Origin of the sequence: Rossellomorea aquimaris TF-12 (assembly GCF_001648555.1) — a bacterium.
Classification (GTDB): Bacteria; Bacillota; Bacilli; order Bacillales; family Bacillaceae_B; genus Rossellomorea; species Rossellomorea aquimaris.
Genome location: NZ_LQXM01000030.1, coordinates 260,574 through 278,440 on the forward strand (window position 1 = coordinate 260,574; position 17,867 = coordinate 278,440).

Annotated in this window: 17 protein-coding genes; 1 reads left to right on the forward strand and 16 read right to left on the reverse strand. The window is 43.5% G+C overall.

Annotated features, from left to right (window positions below):
• Nucleotides 1–81 precede the first annotated feature (81 nt).
• The 7 genes from IQI_RS18470 to IQI_RS18500 form a co-directional block, all read right to left on the reverse strand.
• Nucleotides 82–639, reverse strand: coding sequence for a DUF3231 family protein (locus IQI_RS18470; RefSeq protein WP_064094139.1), 558 nt, complete (start codon nucleotides 637–639; stop codon nucleotides 82–84).
• A gap of 221 nt (nucleotides 640–860) precedes the next feature.
• Nucleotides 861–1,337, reverse strand: a complete 477-nt coding sequence (locus IQI_RS18475; RefSeq protein WP_064094140.1) for a DMT family transporter — start codon at nucleotides 1,335–1,337, stop codon at nucleotides 861–863.
• Nucleotides 1,338–1,349: 12 nt separating this feature from the next.
• Nucleotides 1,350–2,045 (reverse strand): Crp/Fnr family transcriptional regulator, encoded by a 696-nt coding sequence (locus IQI_RS18480; RefSeq protein WP_064094141.1) that lies wholly within the window; start codon nucleotides 2,043–2,045, stop codon nucleotides 1,350–1,352.
• Between the two features lie 16 nt (nucleotides 2,046–2,061).
• Nucleotides 2,062–2,487 carry a DMT family transporter gene (locus IQI_RS18485; protein WP_064094142.1) on the reverse strand — a complete coding sequence of 142 codons (426 nt, stop codon included), beginning with the start codon at nucleotides 2,485–2,487 and terminating at the stop codon, nucleotides 2,062–2,064.
• A 163-nt stretch (nucleotides 2,488–2,650) separates the two neighbouring features.
• Nucleotides 2,651–3,295 carry an SDR family oxidoreductase gene (locus IQI_RS18490; RefSeq protein WP_064094143.1) on the reverse strand — a complete coding sequence of 215 codons (645 nt, stop codon included), beginning with the start codon at nucleotides 3,293–3,295 and terminating at the stop codon, nucleotides 2,651–2,653.
• Nucleotides 3,296–3,379: 84 nt separating this feature from the next.
• Nucleotides 3,380–3,748 (reverse strand): YkvA family protein, encoded by a 369-nt coding sequence (locus IQI_RS18495; protein ID WP_064094144.1) that lies wholly within the window; start codon nucleotides 3,746–3,748, stop codon nucleotides 3,380–3,382.
• Between the two features lie 107 nt (nucleotides 3,749–3,855).
• Nucleotides 3,856–4,428 (reverse strand): cysteine hydrolase family protein, encoded by a 573-nt coding sequence (locus IQI_RS18500; RefSeq protein ID WP_064094145.1) that lies wholly within the window; start codon nucleotides 4,426–4,428, stop codon nucleotides 3,856–3,858.
• Nucleotides 4,429–4,699: 271 nt separating this feature from the next.
• On the opposite strand from IQI_RS18500, the gene IQI_RS18505 reads away from it, so the two are divergent.
• Nucleotides 4,700–5,263, forward strand: coding sequence for a YcxB family protein (locus tag IQI_RS18505; protein ID WP_064094146.1), 564 nt, complete (start codon nucleotides 4,700–4,702; stop codon nucleotides 5,261–5,263).
• A 116-nt stretch (nucleotides 5,264–5,379) separates the two neighbouring features.
• Here the strand turns inward: IQI_RS18505 and IQI_RS18510 are convergent, their stop codons facing one another.
• From IQI_RS18510 to IQI_RS18555, 9 genes are all read right to left on the reverse strand, one after another.
• Entirely contained in the window at nucleotides 5,380–6,417 is a 1,038-nt protein-coding gene (locus IQI_RS18510) for a zinc-binding dehydrogenase (protein WP_064094147.1), read from the reverse strand.
• Nucleotides 6,418–6,935: 518 nt separating this feature from the next.
• Nucleotides 6,936–7,331: a VOC family protein gene (locus IQI_RS18515; protein WP_064094148.1), complete on the reverse strand. Its 396-nt coding sequence runs from the start codon at nucleotides 7,329–7,331 to the stop codon at nucleotides 6,936–6,938.
• A gap of 123 nt (nucleotides 7,332–7,454) precedes the next feature.
• Entirely contained in the window at nucleotides 7,455–9,074 is a 1,620-nt protein-coding gene (locus tag IQI_RS18520) for a long-chain fatty acid--CoA ligase (RefSeq protein ID WP_064094149.1), read from the reverse strand.
• A 33-nt stretch (nucleotides 9,075–9,107) separates the two neighbouring features.
• A complete protein-coding gene (locus tag IQI_RS18525) occupies nucleotides 9,108–10,223 on the reverse strand; it encodes a CaiB/BaiF CoA transferase family protein (protein WP_064094150.1) in 1,116 nt (371 codons plus the stop codon).
• A 346-nt stretch (nucleotides 10,224–10,569) separates the two neighbouring features.
• Nucleotides 10,570–11,724 carry a thiolase family protein gene (locus IQI_RS18535; protein ID WP_064094152.1) on the reverse strand — a complete coding sequence of 385 codons (1,155 nt, stop codon included), beginning with the start codon at nucleotides 11,722–11,724 and terminating at the stop codon, nucleotides 10,570–10,572.
• A gap of 37 nt (nucleotides 11,725–11,761) precedes the next feature.
• On the reverse strand, nucleotides 11,762–12,907 hold the full coding sequence (locus IQI_RS18540; protein WP_064094153.1) for an acyl-CoA dehydrogenase family protein: 1,146 nt from the start codon (nucleotides 12,905–12,907) through the stop codon (nucleotides 11,762–11,764).
• Nucleotides 12,908–12,938: 31 nt separating this feature from the next.
• On the reverse strand, nucleotides 12,939–14,462 hold the full coding sequence (locus IQI_RS18545; protein ID WP_064094154.1) for a class I adenylate-forming enzyme family protein: 1,524 nt from the start codon (nucleotides 14,460–14,462) through the stop codon (nucleotides 12,939–12,941).
• Nucleotides 14,463–14,650: 188 nt separating this feature from the next.
• A complete protein-coding gene (locus IQI_RS18550) occupies nucleotides 14,651–16,702 on the reverse strand; it encodes a sigma-54-dependent Fis family transcriptional regulator (RefSeq protein WP_064094155.1) in 2,052 nt (683 codons plus the stop codon).
• Nucleotides 16,703–16,906: 204 nt separating this feature from the next.
• The gene (locus IQI_RS18555) at nucleotides 16,907–17,674 is read right to left on the reverse strand and encodes a 3-hydroxyacyl-CoA dehydrogenase (RefSeq protein ID WP_064094156.1); all 768 of its coding nucleotides are present in this window, start codon (nucleotides 17,672–17,674) and stop codon (nucleotides 16,907–16,909) included.
• Nucleotides 17,675–17,867 lie beyond the last annotated feature (193 nt).

Sequence of the window (17,867 nt, forward strand, 5' to 3'; positions counted from 1 at the left end):
GGTATAAGAAAAAAACACGCCTCCACCTAGATGGGTGAGGCGTGTTTTTTCTTATAACGTGAATAAGATTTCTCCTAAATCTTATTCTCCTTCTCTATCTGGAGAACCGGGGGGATTATATTTCGGTGGAATCCTGAGCCACCCTCTCGATATCATCAAGTTTTTTAACGGTGCTGCGAATTTCATTAAGTTGATTTGAATGGAAAAGAACATTAATCCCACATCGGTTCGAACGGTTTTCGACATTGCCTGAGCACAAAAGGTAATGGATGTTGCCACTTTGGCTGAAATGAGATTGGCAATCTCATCGTCATTCAGCTTAACCCCTTCCGGCACAGCGTTGGAATTTGATATCGGTTTTTTAGGATTGACCAAAGGTAAGGGCACTCCTTCTTTTAAAAGGAATTCTTCTATTTTTTTCGTATCAGACTTACTACCTTCCAATGCGTTTTGTAACACATGCAGCATATCTTTATCAGTGGAAGTATTTAACCCTATTTGATAGAGGGAGTGGGCTTCATGAAAAGCAGTGAAAGCTGTCCATAAGTCCATTACTTCTCCTACATGTAAAGGCGGTTTAGGTGCTTCATCTGCAAAATTTTTTATAATGGCGGAAATCGCTTCAAGAGCACTTGTCATGGAATAGCCTCCTCGTTATTTCTCGCCACTATTATCCCCCATTATTCATAATCCATTCGTATGAGGGTACAATTGAAGAAAACAAGTCCTTCATTTAATTTCCTCATTTTATAAACGTCCACCTTTTCAGGAACCCTCATATAGTGCTTCCCTTCACATTTTCAAAACAACTAATATGATGTTATATTTTTCCTTAAAGGATTCAGTTGGGAATAAAGAGTTTACGCCCCTACTTTCTCACGTATCACATCTTCTTTTTCATCTGTTCTCTTCTCCAACTTATAAACCAACACCCCACCAATCAACAAAGCAATCCCAAGCAGCTTCTCCCAAGAAAGTGCAGAGGGTTCAAACCCGAACATGCCTCCTGTATTGACGATAAATGCGATGGTAATTTGAGAAATGAGCGCGATCGAAATCGCATAAGCTGGACCAATGAGTGTAACTCCCCTCATCAAGAAGAACACGATTCCGACACCGAACACCCCGCTAAATAGAAAGACAGGATTGACCCCACTAAAGTCCAGCAAACTTTTATCTTCCATTGTATAGAATACCGGCAGTGAACAGACGAGACCGAGACCAAGGACCAGGCTTGTTGTTGCCCACGGACCTGTTTTTTCACTGACACGAGCATTGAATACATTTTGTAAACTGATTAAGATTCCTGCCATAATGGCTAATCCGATTCCGATCATATGATTCCCTCCTTATTCATAGATGTTTCCTTTTGCAAGGATGCTGAGTTTTTCAAGATCTTTGATGGTGATGGAACCGTTGACCCGCTCGATGAGGTCGTCCGTTGCCATCTTCTTTAGTACCCGGTTCAGGTGACGATAGCTCGTTCCGATCCATTCGGCGAGCTCCATGAGATTGGATGTATGCATCTCCTGATGAAACATCGTCCCTTCGCCGGCTTCTGAAATGGATAATAAATAGCTCGCCAGGCGTACTTCGACGGGATACAGCATATGCATGCTCGTGATATGAGATTCCGTGTAAAACTTGTGGGCCACTGTATCAAATAAAAAGCGCAGGATCGCCGGATGCTCCTTCTCGAGCCTTGAGAGATCCGTGAACGGAACCGATAGGAACACCCCGTCCGTGACGGCTTCCACAGAGTTAAGAACCGCCGTCCCTTTTGCATATTCCACATCCCCAATCAGGGCAAGGGGACGCTTGAACCGGTTGATCAGCAGCTTGCCCTCTGGTGTATGGGTGAAGATCTTAATTTTCCCTTCCATAAGGAAATACAGTTCATCGACTTCTTCCCCCGTGGAAAATAAGACGTCTCCTTTTTCAAAGGAATACACTTTGATATATTTTCTAAAATGATTTGGAAATAACTCTTCCAGCTCGAATTGTTTTATATAATGGTCTGTTTCCGCACTTTGTATTTCTTTCATCATTTGACTCCTTCTTCTACAATTGGAAAAGGATAACCCCTGCAAGCATCATCGTCAGTCCCACAGCCTGCCTGGGCGTAACCGGGATCTTCTTCTCGCCGAACCATCCTCGTGACTCAATGAGAAATGCCGTACCGATCTGTGCCACAAGAAGAATCGCAATAGCCGCTGCCGGGCCGATCATATGAATCGCCGTTAGTTCTGAGAACACGACAATCACACCGAACGATCCTCCAATCAAGTACAGAAACGGCACCTGCCTGAAGCTCTTTCCTTTTCCATCTCTTACTTTCATATAGATGATCATCGCAATCGTAAAGGCCACAAGATGAACCATCGAAGTCGTATGCCATCCACCGATCGCGTCACTCATTCTTGCATTGAAAATTCCCTGCATGGTGATACATAGTCCCCCAAGCAGAGCAAATAAAGCACCTTTCATCGTTCATCCTCCTATTCTTTGTTCTATTAAATAGGAGGTTAAGGTTTTGTGAAAGGACATATGTCCTAAGGGTTGCCTTTTTTGTGATATGGCAAACAAAAGCGATATTAACTCCCATGAAAAAAGAATGACCATCATCACGATGATCATTCCTTTTTCATTCTTATAGTTTTCGTACCGCCTCTTCGATCCCATCATTTCCTGAAGTCAGATCAAAGCCTCGGTTGAAGGTGCGTTCCTCTGTTAAGGACGCTACAATCGTGTGAGCTACATCTTCACGTGAAATAGAGTTTCTTGAAAGATTTTCTGCTGCGGCTACCTTCCCTGTACCCGGTTCATTTAATAATCCCCCAGGACGGATAATGGTATAGGTTAAGCCACTCTGTTCCAATGCCAAGTCAGCAAAGTGCTTTGCTACATAATAAGCTTTTATGGACTCATTCCAATTCTTTCGATTATGAGCTTGTAGAGCACTCACCAAGATGAATCGTTGGATTCCCGCCTGCTTGGCTGCCTCCATCGTTTTCACCGCTCCGTCCAGATCGATGAGCAATGTTTTATCCGCACCTGTTTTGCCACCGGATCCTGCCGTGAAGACAATGGCGTCAGCACCTTTAAGACCATTCGTAATCTCATCCACAGTACCCTCTAAATCAACCAGAGAGGATTGAACCCCATCCTGCTCAAAAGACTGCGCTTGCTCTTCCTTCCTTACAATGGCTCTTGGTGTGTGCTCACTGCTTTCCTTTAAAAGACCAACCACTTGCTTTCCGATTTGTCCATTCGCTCCTACAACTGCTACGTTCATTTCATCATCTCCTTATCCCGATAGATTTGGTATGAATTCATCATGACATGTAAAGTGAATGGTTACAAATTATCTGTTTCTTTCCTATAACTTATCATCAACCTCCGAAGTATCTACATCATCTCCGAACCAATCACTCAGCTTCGCCTTGGCTTTTGCTTTTACTTCGTCATCGATATACATGGCCACCTGTAATAAAGCCAGACCTAACGCACCCAGGTCGTCGGTAAACCCAACACCCACGGCTATGTCTGGTATCAAGTCGGTCGGAAGAATGAAATACCCAAGAGCTCCGATGATTACCATCTTTGCTTTTACGGGAATATCCGGCTTTTGCAAGGTAAAATAAAGAAGCAAAGCCGTGTAAACGACTGAATGCCCGGCTTTCACGCCAAACTTCTTCAGCTTAGTCCAAAATTTATCTTCTGAAAAATGTTTTTCCATGTTGTCCATTTGATTTATACCTCCAATATCACCACTTGTTCATTACATTGTAGAAGGTTTGATGGAAATAGACAAATTTAAATAAAAATAGACCTTACTTATGATGTCTTCCCTTTCTACATCCCGTATTCCTTTCGATATCCATCTTGCTTAGGCTGAAATAGATCCTCATTGGAAGATCTGACATCCGAGAAATGATTTACATTATAATGCCCCCTCAGTGCGACATTATGATGGGCGATGATTTGTTCAGCCTTTAATGCAGATGAATCCTTGGTGGAATGACCGTCTGCCACCAGCGTGACGTCCAATCCACTGACCGTTGCATACCGAACGGCAGTGTCGATGCAATACTCGGTCTGACAGCCTGCTATTACAACATGAGCAACCTCTTTTTCTTTTAAAAAATCTAGTAACGGCGTCCCATAGAAGGAATTGGTCGCCAGCTTGTCAAACACGACGGCGTGGTCCGGAACCTGTAAATCCCTGTGGACCTGAAAGCCTTCCCCGTTTCCACCCGCCACATCCTTGTCTCTTATGAAGACGATATGGGCATCGGCTTCCTTGGCCATTTCGATGACCCGATTGATGGTTTCAATCAGTTTTTCCTTTTGAAAGACGGCCTGTTCCTTTTCGTTTCCTTCCACTAATTCCTGCTGAACATCAATGACGAGCAATGCCTGTTTCACGTGTAAAACCCCTTTACGCTTATTCCTCTTTTATTTCAAACCTCAAAGGAAATTCCATTAGTAAATAGTTCATCGTTTCACTGCTATAATCCTTTAATCGAACAAAATAAGCAGATCCTTCATGAAAGAGAACGGATTCTGCTATTGTATTGTATGGTAAAATGTAGTTGGAAATTTAGTTAAGCAACGTTAAAAGATGGAAAAAATCGGCTAGTTGCTGTTGTATATCTTCCAATAATAGATTGAAATCATAGAAGGTAGGAGGAGTTTCATGAGCAATATAGATATAAATACCAAAAGAGAACTGTCTGTACGTGGGACATTAACGATCAAAGAATATAAGAAGTTTTCATCTTTTCATACCAGAGGATGGATTAAATGGCTTGTGCTATCTACTTTTTTACTAATCTTCCCTTTTATCACTTACATTCTTTATAATCCTCGAGATATTTTTTATTTTGAAAACATGGCTGCCATTTTTTTGGTGAGTTCCACGGTCTCCGTTTCGATTTCAATCCTATTTTTTCTATACGCTAAGTTAATCATTCGAATTAAAGCAACAAGGGAATATAAGAGTGACCAATTGATAAAGAATGAATTCACCTATACTTTTCATGAAAATGGGATAAATCAAAAAAGAGGAAGGTCGATCACCTATATTGAATGGAATGATATTGTTTCAATTCGAGAGTACCCTCCTATGTTTCTTATATATGTATCTAAAAATAAAGCAATCGTCATACCGAAGAGATTTTTCGAATTAAGTGAAGAGATAATGCTATTTAAAAAAATCATGAATGAGAATGTTGCGTCAGAAAAGAATAAGATTACCTAGCGATAAAAGAATAGCGAATAAAAACCTTGGGAATATCCCAAGGTTTTTTTGTTGTGCTACAAATCATATGTTTTTTGCACTGCTATTTCGGATTTTGCTCCGATCCTTTCAAGAAATCATCCTGGAAGTAATACAATCTTCCCGATCTTTCCTGATTGTTTAAAATACGTTTGTGCTTCTCCCGCTTTTTCAAGAGCAAATGTGCGATCAATGACAGGTTTAATTTTCCCGGAAGAGATGGCTTCAAGCATACGTGTAAACTCTTGTCGTGTTCCTAAAACGGAGCCATATAAAGTGATATGCTTTAAATAAACCGTTCTGAAATCGAGTTCCGTTTTCTGACCACCGGCAGATCCCGAGATACAAAACTTCCCTCCTTTTTTCAATACTTGAAGGGATATTGAAAACAACGCATCCCCCACGACATCTAATACAGAGTCGACGGGACCTCCATTCACTTCGACTATTTCTTCAGCAAGGTTATGAGATCTGTAAGACAATACATGTGTGGCTCCTAGTTCTTTCATTTTATCCTCTAAGCCAATATCCCCCACTATGGCAATGACCTTTGCTCCAAAAACGTTAGAAGCAATTTGAACATTCAATGACCCTACACCGCCATTCGCACCTGTGACGACGATTGTCTCTCCTGCCTTAGCCTGGATTTGCTCCACCATATGCCAAGCTGTCAGCCCGCTTACAGAAAACACAGCACTTTCTTCATATGTTGAGAGTGGCATGTCATAACAAAGTTCAGCAGGCCATACGACATATTCAGCGTACCCTCCATCATACTCAGAACCTATGAAGGACATATCCTCAGAAATATGCTCATAACCCTCCTCGCCACTTGAGGTGAAAGGAAAAAGGACAACCCTCTTACCGATCAAGGCTTTCGAAACGTTCTCTCCGACTTCTACAATCTCACCTGCAATATCGGAACCGGGAGTTCTCGGAAACTGGACCCCTTCAGGACGCCAGCCTGACTTTGCACCTGTTCCATACGCGCCTTCTCTCATCCAAATCTCTGTGTTATTAATGGCACATGCCTTAACCTTGACCAGGACTTCATCCTGTTTCGGCGTCGGGATCGGAACTGTTTTTACTTCTAATTTGTCGATATCTCCGTATCCGGTAACTTGAACAGCCTTCATTAGCCCTCACCCTTCCATTATCTTCATTGTTCAATCGCTGTTATTTTATACGTTTCATGAACAGGCATACATGTTTCATACAAAAAGGGTTTTTTGTAAAGAATGTAGCTATTAACTGATCAGTACTTAATTGCATTTTATGAATGCATACCTTACCGCTCGTCAAATTGACCGGTATCATGGAATGGAAAATCACCTTTATATTACTCTTGATTTTGATTAAAAACGATAAAACTGCTTCTTAGATGTTTGTTCAATCGATCTTAATATTTTATACGGTCGACACTTTGGACTATCATTCTCACTGCTATTTTATGAGCAGGTTTTCACTCTTTTCGAGCCACTTTTAGGATTTATGAGCCGTTTTTGGGAATTTACGAGCCGAAATTCTCATATATGAGATATTTTCCAAAAATATACATCCCATTCATTGATTTTATCAGCAACAAAGCTTACAAAAACAAAAAATGCCTGGTCATCTATAATACTGACCAGGCATCTAATGGTTCTAAATCCTTTTATTTCGCATTCTCATCCGGCTGATGAATCCCAAAAATATTCCCTTCGGTGTCTATGTAGTATCCTTGCCACGCCATTCCAGGCAGGGCATACTTGGGCAGGGCGACCTTTCCGCCATGTTCCAGAATGCGCTTCTCTGTTTCATCGTAATTCCCTACTCCCATCGTACACGAATACCCATTCATCGGCTGGTTTGCTTCAGGAGGAGGACCTTGCCTCTGCATCAATGCACCGTTGATCCCGGGTACACTTTCGTCACCCGTCACCGCTCCAAAGTAAGGCATCCCGGCGAATTCGCTCCAATCCTCGAATTTCCACTGGAATACTTCTCCATAAAACTTCTTTGCTCTTTCCATGTCATCCACATGAACTTCGAAATGCACTAATCTTCCCATCGACCATCGCCCCCTAAAATATCATTCACTATAATCATTCTTTTTCGTCAATTAAAACCCTTTTTTTCAATAAAATAAATAGAAACCGTTCGACTCATTAGGGGGCCATAGTGGCTACCACTCTTAAGACTTCTGCACCAAGTGATCCTTCAACTGCTCACGTAGTGCACGTTTCAGAAATTTACCTACAGATGTTTTCGGTATTTCGTCCATAAAGACGATATCATCAGGAAGCCACCATTTTGCGAATTGAGGGGCAATGAAATCGATTAACTCTTGGTTACCCACTTTTCCTTTATATGGATCCTTCAACACTACGCAGGCAACAGGACGTTCTTGCCACTGCTGGTGAGGGACAGCGACAATGCTTGCTTCAAAGACAGCTTCATGTGCCATCAAGGCATTTTCGAGGTCAACAGACGAAATCCATTCTCCCCCACTCTTGATCAGATCCTTTGTTCGGTCAACAAGCTTGATAATACCTTCTTCATCGACTGTCGCAACGTCACCTGTGTAAAGCCAGCCATCCTTGAATGCCTCATGGGAACGATCATCCTTGTAATATTCATCTGCTATCCACGGTCCACGGAGCATGATTTCCCCCATTTCCTCGCCGTCCCATTTCACCTCTCCATCGACTCCCATTACTTTCATTTCAAGACCTGGTACAATGAGTCCTTGCTTCGAACGGATATCAAGGATTTCCTCTTCATCAAGTTCGGTCTGGTAGCTCTTGAGTCGAGAAACAACCGCAAGTGGAGTGGTCTCTGTCATGCCGTATGCGTGAAGGAATGGAATTTTGTACTTCGTTTCGAAGGTTTTGATCATTCCCCGTGGAGCTGCTGAACCACCGCATATAATGGATCGTAACGAAGAAGTCGTATAGTTCCCATTTTCCAGTTCATTCAGAAGTCCCAGCCAAATGGTTGGAACGCCAGCAGTAAGGGTCACTTCTTCTTCTTCAATCAGTTCAGCAAGAAGCTTTGGTGTGAATGACGGACCTGGTAAAACTTGAGTGGAGCCAAACCAGGTGGCGGCAAACGGCATTCCCCAGGCGTTGGCATGGAACATCGGCACAACCGGCATAACGACATCCCTTTCTGAAAGCGCAGCCGTATCAGCTAACCCAAAGGCAAAGCTGTGAAGGACAATTCCTCTGTGTGAGTAGACTACACCTTTTGGTTTGCCTGTGGTAGCAGATGTATAGCACATTCCCGCCGGTTCATTTTCATCGATGTCCTTTACGAATTCGAAATGTGGATTGGCTTCTTTCAATAGTTCTTCATATGAATAGACGGGTTCAAGTGTGGTCTCCGGAAGCTCGTCTTTGTCCGTCATGATGATATAGGCTTCTACTGTTTTGAATTGGTCTTTACTCTGTTCAATGATTGGCAGTAAATCCTCATCAACGAATAACACCTTATCTTCAGCATGGTTGATAATGTATGAAATATGTTCAGGAGACAGGCGGATATTGATGGTATGAAGAACCGCCCCCATTCCTGGAGCTGCAAAATAAACCTCCAGATGGCGATGGTGATTCCAAGCAAATGTCCCGACTCTATCTCCTTTTCCTACACCCAGATTCTCTAGGGCGCTTGAAAGTCTCCGTGTACGTTCTCCGATTTCCTTATACGTAAAACGATGCGTACCCGAAAATGTCCGTGAAACGATTTGCTTTTTCGGGAAAAACTTTTCTGCTCTTTCGAGTAGTGAACCTACTGTTAATGGAACATTCATCATACTGATATTTCCCCTTCCGTTTTCTCCATATTTTTATTCAATAACACCCTTCTTCTGCCAATCAAGAACTTCCTGATCAGTAGCATTAAGCCACTCTTGTAAAATTTCCTTTGTTTGTTCACCTTTTTCAGGTGGCGATGTGACAGACTTCCAATTTAAGTCCCCATGGATTTTCACTTGTCCTTCTAAAGAAACAAAGTCCTTTTCCTTAAAAATAGGGTAGTCAGCAAGCTGATCCGCTTCAAGTACAGGCGTAAGACAGCAGTCCACCTCCTGGCCAAATGCAGACCACTCTGATTGTGACTTGCTACGAAACAAATCAACCAGTTCACAATAAATCGAATTTTCTGATTTTGGTTTCAAGTAGTGGGCAGTCAGCCACTCCTCCCTGCCAAGTGCCTGACAAAAGTTTCGCCAAAATTTAGGCTCCAAGGCAGCAAGGCTCACATATCTCTTATCCTTCGTTTCATACAGACCATATGAAATCACGGTACCGTTTAAAACTTGAATGCCATTCGGGTAGCCTGTCTCCTTCTGGATTAGAACATGGTTCGTCATCAACGAAGCCATGCTATCGGCAATCGAAATGCAATGATAGCTTCCTTCACCTGATCGACCTCTGGCCACAAGTCCTGCCAGGATCCGTTCACTTGCTGCTAAACCGCCGATATAGTCTGCAAAGGTATGGTTCGGATGGACCGGCTTGCCCGTCCCATCCTTAAGCTGGGCAAGAGCACCGCTAACACTCATATAATTCAAATCATGACTGCCAAGCTCAGACATTTTCCCGCTGTTTCCGTAGCCTGTAATGGAACAGTAGATAATCGCGGGATTGAGACTGCTGACAGCCTTATAACCAAGTCCTAGCTTTTCCATAACACCAGGCCGGAAACTTTCAATGACAGCATCAGCCTTTTTAAGTAAGTCGAGGGCAATCTTTTTCCCCTCTTCATGTTTCAAATTCATGGAGATACTCTTTTTGCCGCGGTTATGGGCTGTAAAAACGAAACCATTCTCATTATGTCTTGCCGGATCTCCTTCAGGGGCTTCCACCTTAATAACCTCAGCTCCCAGTTCAGCAAGTCGTAATGTGGCAAAGGGTCCTGGTATATAGTTGGTAAAGTCGATAATTTTAATGCCACTTAGCATAGTAAGAGATCCTTCCTCCTTACGTGATGTGACCTTTTGTAAAGACGTTCTGCGCTTTATCAGTTGGTATTTTAATGTTTTGTGGTGCCAGGTACAAATTGCTCTTTTTGTACCTGGTACTAAATGGTCTATTGGTGCCAGGTACAGATTGTTCTTTTTGTGCCTGGCACCAAATGGTCTATCAGTGCCTGGTACAGATTGTTCTTTTTGTGCCTGGCACCAAATGGTCTATCAGTGCCTGGTACAGATTGTTCTTTTTGTACCTGCACCAAATGGTCTATCGGTGCCTGGCACCACCACCACCCAAACCCTAACCCCTTACCCACTTCCTATACTCAACCCCTTTTCAATCCAGTCGCTCAATAATGGTCGCGTTTGCCATTCCATGACCTTCGCACATGGTCTGCAAGCCATAGCGACCGCCGGTTCTTTCAAGCTCGTGTAGCATGGTAATCATCAGCCGTGCCCCACTTGCTCCAAGTGGATGGCCAAGTGCGATGGCCCCACCATTCGGATTTAATTTTGCGGGATCTGCGCCTGTTTCTTTGAGCCAAGCCATCGGGACAGGAGCAAACGCTTCATTGACCTCGAATACATCAATATCTTCTAGCTTTAAACCAGCCTTTTTCAGGACTTTCTCTGTAGCTGGAATCGGTCCTGTCAGCATCAAGGTGGGATCTGAGCCGACCACTACTCTTGTATGGACCTTGAAGCGTGGTTTCAAGCCCAGTTCTTCTGCTTTTTCACGGCTCATCAATAGGAGAGCCGCTGCACCATCACTGATTTGGCTTGAGTTTCCTGCATGGATGACACCGTCTTCCTTAAAAACCGTTTTTAATTCGGAAAGGGTTTCTGGTGTCGTGCCTTTCCTTGGACCGGAGTCCTCGGTCACGAATGTTGTTTCGCCGTTTTCCAGTGTGACCTCGAGTGGCATGATTTCCTTTTTAAAATATCCTTCAGCCTGCGCCTTCAAAGCTCGGCGATGACTTTCTGTGGAGAATGTATCAAGCTCTTCACGTGTAAATCCATATTTCTCAGCAATCCTTTCTGCTGATAGCCCTTGGTGAATGATTTCATAGCGTTCCTTTAACTTCGGGCTGAACGGGACGGCATCCCCATAGTTCGATGCCATCGGGACTCTGGACATATTCTCCACGCCTCCGGCAATCACGATGTCCATGTCACCTGCTAATATGGCTTGTGCTGCGAAATGGACAGCCTGCTGGCTCGAACCGCACTGACGATCGATCGTGGTGCCTGGCACTTGAATTGGAAAGCCTGCAATCAGTGCTGCCACCCGGGCAATATCACCTGCTTGTTCGCCTGCCTGAGTTACGCAGCCAAGAATGACATCCTCCACAAGACCAGCATCGATACCCGCTCGTTTCACCACTTCTTGCAGTACCTTTGCAGCAAGATCATCTGGACGGATATCCTTTAAAGCTCCCTTTCTTCTTCCAACAGGTGTTCTCACACCTTCTACAATGACGACTTCTCTCATGTTTATTCCACCCTTCTGTCTTCTAAGATCTATCACTCTATAAACCTAAGTTTTTAGCAATAATCGTCTTCATGATTTCATTTGTTCCTGCGTAAATACTCGCTACGGGAATGTCGCGGAACCGCCTGGCAATCTCGTACTCTTCCATATATCCGTATCCACCGTGGAGCTGCATGCATTCCCCGGCGATTTTCTTGGCAATGTCCGTCAGCTTCCACTTCGCCATGGAAACCTTTGTTACAATATCGTTCCCTTCGATATGCTCAGTAATCAACTGATCAAGGAATGCCCTGCCCATTTCGATTTCTGTCGCCATTTCCGCTATCTTAAATTGAGTGTTTTGGAATTTGCTCACGGGCTTTCCGAAGGCATCACGGCTTTTTACATACTCAATGGTCTGTTTGAGCATCACTTCTGATGCTATTTGTGCAGCGATGGCCACCAATAGGCGTTCCTGCTGAAGCTTTTCCATTAAGTAAACGAAGCCTTTTCCTTCTTCACCAAGCAGGTTTTCCTTCGGTACGAGGCAATCCTCAAAGATAAGCTCTGCTGTGTCCTGAGAATGAAGACCTACTTTGTTCAGCTTCCTCCCTCGTGAAAAACCTGGATTATCACGTTCGACAACCAGCAAGCTGACACCCTTATGCTTGGGGTTCGCTTTTGGATCCGTTTTACAAGCAACAACGATGAGATCCGAGTGAATGCCATTGGTGATAAACGTTTTTGAACCGTTTAGGATGTAGTGGTCACCTTCAAGGGTCGCCGTGGTTTGAATGTTCGCGAGATCCGACCCGGTACCAGGCTCTGTCATGGCAATCGCCGTAATAATTTCACCCGTAGTGCATTTCGGCAGCCAGCGTTTTTTCTGTTCTTCCGTCCCATACGCTGTGATATAAGGAACAACAATATCATTATGAAGTCCAATACCAACAAGACCGGAGCCCACTCGCTCAATCTCTTCATTAATAATGACCGAGAATCCCCAGTCGACCTCGCTGCCGCCATATTGTTCATCAATATCCGGGCAGAGATAGCCCTGCTCTCCCATCTTCCTCCAGAAGGAGCGTGGAATCATCCGCTCCTCCTCCCACTGATCATAGAATGGATAGGCTTCCTTCTCTAAAAATTTCCGTAAGGACTTGCGAAAGATTTCGTGATCGTCTGTTATATAAGGGGGGGTCATTTTCATCTCTCCTCGAGTTTTAGATATGCGCCTATTGTTTTACTCCGTTCAGCGATTGGCGCAGCTGATATTTTAATATTTTCCCAGAAGCATTTCTTGGCAGAGCATCTTCGATAAAGATTCTCCTTGGAACCTTATAACCTGCGAGTTTTTGGCGGCAAAAGCTTTTTAATTCCTGTTCGTCTATGCTGGCACCCTGTTTTGGTACAATGACGGCACAGACCGCTTCACCCCACGTTTCATCGGGTAGACCGATAATGGCAGCTTCCAATACGGCTGGATGTTCATAGAGAACTTCCTCCACTTCAATTGAATACACATTTTCTCCGCCAGAAATGATCATGTCCTTTTTCCGGTCTACGAGTGTGATGTATCCATCTTCATCAATGGTGGCAAGATCGCCGGTGTACAACCAGCCATCCTTTATCGTTTTCGCGGTCTCTTCCGGTTTTCCGTAATACTCCTTCATAATTGATTCACCTTTGATAATGAACTCTCCCACAGCACCAGGCTTAATATCCATCCCTTCTTCGTTCACCACTCGTGCTTCAGTCAGAAAAGCTGCTTTCCCACCCTTTCCAAAATGGGTTCTGTGTCCCTCTGGGGTAAGGAGAATTCCTCCTGGTCCTGCTTCAGTCAGACCACATAGGTTATAAAATTGGTCTGTCTTAAACAATTCGATACTTTTCCTTACAACCTCTGGTGCCATCGGTGCTGCACCATAGCCGCATCTTTTAATAGAAGAAAGATCATAATCAGTGGCATTTGGTACCTGCAGCATAAAGTTATACATGGCCGGTACCCCAAAGAAATGAGTAATCTTATGCTCCTGTATTGCTTCAAGTGTCTTCACCGGGTGGAAGTCACGATGGATGATGTGAGTGGCTCCAAGCACCACCCCTGAAATAAGGAACAGGTTTAGTTGAGCTGAATGGAATAACGGAGCAATATGAAGGAAGTGTTCTTCTTCGTTGATCCCCATGCTGATCATCATCGTAAGTCCCACATTAAAAATCCGTTTGTGGTCAAACAAGGCTCCTTTAGGTCTACCTGTTGTACCTGATGTATATAATATTTCCAAATCATCATCATCACTGACGAGAACGGACGGATTCTCTGTACTTACCCCAACGACTCTTTCGAATGAATGATGCCCCACTACTTTCGGAGCTCCAGTCGTAACCACATGCAAGACACCCGTTCCTTCTCTCGCAGACGTGATTGTTTCCTCGAATTCCCCGTCACAGAAGACGACAGCCGCGTCAGACTGTTCAAGAATATAATGAACCTCAGATGACGTCAGGCGGAAATTGACAGGTACGATTACCGCACCTATTTTGGCTCCTGCAAAGAAAGCAAGGACAAACTGATCAGAATTCTTCATCATCAAAGCAATTTTTTCACCCTTTTGAACTCCAAGGCCAAGTAGCCCATGTGCCAACTTATTCACTTCTTCATTAAATTGCTTGTACGTATACTTTCTTCCTTCACACTCAATCGCAAGCTTTTCTGGCTTCTTTCTCGCATTTTGTGCTAAATATGATCCGATATCCATTCTCGCTTCCCCCTATTATAATCAATATTGAAAACGCATTCATTATCTTACATGCAATAATTGTGCCAACTTTCAGAAAACAGTAGACAGCATGGTATTTCTGACCTGTGACAAAAGAGAGAAAAGAAAAGGTGTCCAGAAATTGGACACCTTGATTTGGACAGTGCAAGGTACGTATAGTGAACTTCCTATACAGATAACTCGTACTTTTTCAGTTTTTCATATAATCCAGAACGGCTGATTCCAAGTAGCCTGGCTGCCTGGGCTTTGTTACCGTTTGCCTGGATCATGGCCTTTTTGATTGCTCCAAGTTCCGCATCTCCTGCAAGACCTGCGTTTTTTTGCATCAGCGGCTCTGAAACTTGGGAAATGAGATAATCAGGAAGATCCTCTGTCTGTATATTTCCATGCTCTGCAAACGTCATAGCACGCTCAAGTACATTTCGAAGCTCACGTACATTTCCCGGCCAGCTGTATTGAAGTAATGCGTCCTTCGCCTTTCCAGATATCCCGGTAATACTTGTACCAAGCATGGAATTTAGCTCGATCATTAATTTGTTGGTTAGATGCTCCACATCATGAACACGCTCACGTAATGGGGGAATATTTAAGGAGATCACGTTCAGTCTGTAATATAAATCCTCACGAAATTCTCCTTCCTTCACCATCTTCTCTAGATTCCGATTGGTTGCAGCGATAATACGCACATCTACCTTGATGCGTTCATTTCCACCGACACGGTAAAATTCACGTTCCTGCAGGACTCGTAATAACTTTGCCTGCAGAGCGATAGACATATCTCCAATTTCATCAAGAAACAGCGTTCCACCATTGGCTAAGTCAAACTTCCCTACCTTGCCACGCTGCTTCGCTCCTGTAAACGCCCCTTCCTCATACCCGAAAAACTCAGATTCCAGAAGGTCTTCAGGGATCGCTGCACAGTTGACGATGACAAATCTGCCATCACTTCGGGCACTGCTGTTATGAATTGCATGGGCAAACAATTCCTTACCTGTCCCGCTTTCTCCCCTGATCAGCACAGTCGACCGGCCTTTCGCCGCTTTGGCAGCACTTTTCTTTAATTTATCCATATACGGGTATTCACTTAAAATATGGTCCCAGGTAAATCGTGCTGATTCGGTTTGTTGAAGCTGCCGGTGATAAAAGCTTGCCTTGTTTTCAGCTTTTTGCAGCCTTTTGAATAGCTCACTCACCTCATTTAACTGGCGGAACATCACCTTTCCTATCGCTCCGATGACCTTGCCATCCTTCAAGATTGGGATTCTGTGAACAATATATTTAATCCCTTTCCTTTCGTTAAAATCACTTATTTCAGCTGTTTCGGTCTTAAATACATTCGCAAGCTTCAATTGGGGTAGCACGCTGTCAACATCTTGATGTAATACCTGGGCTTTTTCAAGATCGAAAAGCTCAAGAAGCGGTGGACTTACCATTTTAATGATGTTCTTTTCATCCGTCATCAGGATTCCATCGTATGCATGCTCTAATGAAGTCTCGATTGTCAGCTTCAATTTCTTAACCGTTTGCAACTCCTCAGCCATTTTTTCGATTTCGGAAATGTCCTGAAATAAGATTATTTTACCTTCCTTACGGTTCACGGTTTCGTAGGATGAAAGATGGATGATGGATTTATATTTCTCATCATGATGATGGCCTTGTGGAGAAATGGCCAGGCTTGGAAATACGTTACCAAGCTGATGAGAAAGAATGGAGTCGATCGATCGCCCTGTGATTTTCGAAAAAGCTTCATTGGCATAGATAATCTGTGAATCCTCATCCGTCATTAATACACCTATATTAGAATGCCTTAAAATTGTTTCCAGCTGCTCCTTCAGAGTGTTGGCTGATTTTAATAACGCCAACACCATTTCTGTCTTTGTCAGTAATCCCATTACCTTGCCCTCTTCATCAAGGACGACCCCGGTACCAGCCTTGCTCGTTTTAACCATTTCCTCGATTTGGTGATACGGTGTATCCACTCGGATGGTGAGTGATTTCTTCTTTATGTATGACTCGATCGTTGTCTCAAGTGGCAATCGGTCGAGAATCATTTGATATAATCCGCTGCGTGTAAATACACCCTTGATGTTCCGATTTTCATCTGTTACAGGCAGCAGATTCCATTTCTTCTTCTTTATGATTTCTATTGCTTCTTTCAATGTTGTACCTTCTGTAATCACACAATCGACTGGAGTAACAATATCCCTGAACTGAAGCATTTCAATCCCCCTTTTATAGATGGTTTCTTTCCCTTAGAGTTATGCTATTACAGCGCATACCGGCTCATTTTAAAAACAGCACTTAGTAAAATCTGAAAATTCAATCTGTTATTTCTATTATAAGGCTTTACTGTTCAAAGGTCACTTCCTCAAGGGAACTTCTCCATAAAAAAGGCCCCTTTTGATCAAAAGGGGTCTTCTCTATTATTTTGGCTGCATTCGTATCCCTCCGTCGAGACGGATTGTTTCTCCATTCAACATAGGGTTTGTGAGGATACTTTCTACCAGATGAGCATATTCCTCAGGATGTCCGAGCCTCTTTGGAAATGGAACCATTTTACCAAGTGATTCAATCGCTTCCTCCGGTAATGATTCGAACATCGGGGTGTGGAACAGCCCTGGTGCAATGGTCATCACTCTGATGCCGTAAGAAGCAAGCTCCCTTGCGATAGGTAGCGTCATTCCCACAACTCCCCCTTTTGAAGCACTATAGGCTGCCTGTCCGATTTGCCCCTCATAAGCCGCTACCGATGCCGTATTGATCACAACTCCCCTTTCGCCAAGTTCACTCAGCTCATTCTTAGACATTTGTTCAGATGCCAGCCTGATCACATTGAACGTGCCGATCAAGTTAATGGTAACCACCTTAGAAAACTGCTCAAGAGAATGAATTCCTTTTCGTGACAACAGCTTAGAGGCAATCCCGATTCCTGCGCAATTAACCACTGTATTAATCGATCCGAATGCCTCAACGGTTTTGGTAATGGCGTTCGAGACTTCTTCCTCACTTGTTACATCCGTTCTGACAAAAATGGCACCCTCCCCTAGTTCTTCAACAAGGGATTGACCTCTTTCATCGGATAAATCAAGGATAGCTGCTTTGCCTCCTTGCTTGATAATCTGTCTTACTGTCGCTTCCCCTAACCCTGAAGCCCCACCTGTCACAATTGCAATTGATTCACTGATTTTCATGGAATGACCTCCTGTATATTCTATTCAATGATTTATATTGCAAGAATTGTGCCATACTGGATTTTCTTGTGTTTGTAAGAGGAAGAGAATCCAAACTGTCCAGAATCAGGACACTTTAGAAGGAATTTTCGACATTATATTAGAATCATCGTAGTGATCGATCGGTTCAAACAGATAAATCATAGAGAGTGAT

Coding starts and splice junctions, on each gene's coding strand:
- IQI_RS18470 (WP_064094139.1), bottom strand. CDS start 639: ATGACAAGTGCTCTTGAAGCGATTTCCGCCATTATAAAAAATTTTGCA.
- IQI_RS18475 (WP_064094140.1), bottom strand. CDS start 1,337: ATGATCGGAATCGGATTAGCCATTATGGCAGGAATCTTAATCAGTTTA.
- IQI_RS18480 (WP_064094141.1), bottom strand. CDS start 2,045: ATGAAAGAAATACAAAGTGCGGAAACAGACCATTATATAAAACAATTC.
- IQI_RS18485 (WP_064094142.1), bottom strand. CDS start 2,487: ATGAAAGGTGCTTTATTTGCTCTGCTTGGGGGACTATGTATCACCATG.
- IQI_RS18490 (WP_064094143.1), bottom strand. CDS start 3,295: ATGAACGTAGCAGTTGTAGGAGCGAATGGACAAATCGGAAAGCAAGTG.
- IQI_RS18495 (WP_064094144.1), bottom strand. CDS start 3,748: ATGGACAACATGGAAAAACATTTTTCAGAAGATAAATTTTGGACTAAG.
- IQI_RS18505 (WP_064094146.1), top strand. CDS start 4,700: ATGAGCAATATAGATATAAATACCAAAAGAGAACTGTCTGTACGTGGG.
- IQI_RS18510 (WP_064094147.1), bottom strand. CDS start 6,417: ATGAAGGCTGTTCAAGTTACCGGATACGGAGATATCGACAAATTAGAA.
- IQI_RS18515 (WP_064094148.1), bottom strand. CDS start 7,331: ATGGGAAGATTAGTGCATTTCGAAGTTCATGTGGATGACATGGAAAGA.
- IQI_RS18520 (WP_064094149.1), bottom strand. CDS start 9,074: ATGATGAATGTTCCATTAACAGTAGGTTCACTACTCGAAAGAGCAGAA.
- IQI_RS18525 (WP_064094150.1), bottom strand. CDS start 10,223: ATGCTAAGTGGCATTAAAATTATCGACTTTACCAACTATATACCAGGA.
- IQI_RS18535 (WP_064094152.1), bottom strand. CDS start 11,724: ATGAGAGAAGTCGTCATTGTAGAAGGTGTGAGAACACCTGTTGGAAGA.
- IQI_RS18540 (WP_064094153.1), bottom strand. CDS start 12,907: ATGACCCCCCCTTATATAACAGACGATCACGAAATCTTTCGCAAGTCC.
- IQI_RS18545 (WP_064094154.1), bottom strand. CDS start 14,462: ATGGATATCGGATCATATTTAGCACAAAATGCGAGAAAGAAGCCAGAA.
- IQI_RS18550 (WP_064094155.1), bottom strand. CDS start 16,702: ATGCTTCAGTTCAGGGATATTGTTACTCCAGTCGATTGTGTGATTACA.
- IQI_RS18555 (WP_064094156.1), bottom strand. CDS start 17,674: ATGAAAATCAGTGAATCAATTGCAATTGTGACAGGTGGGGCTTCAGGG.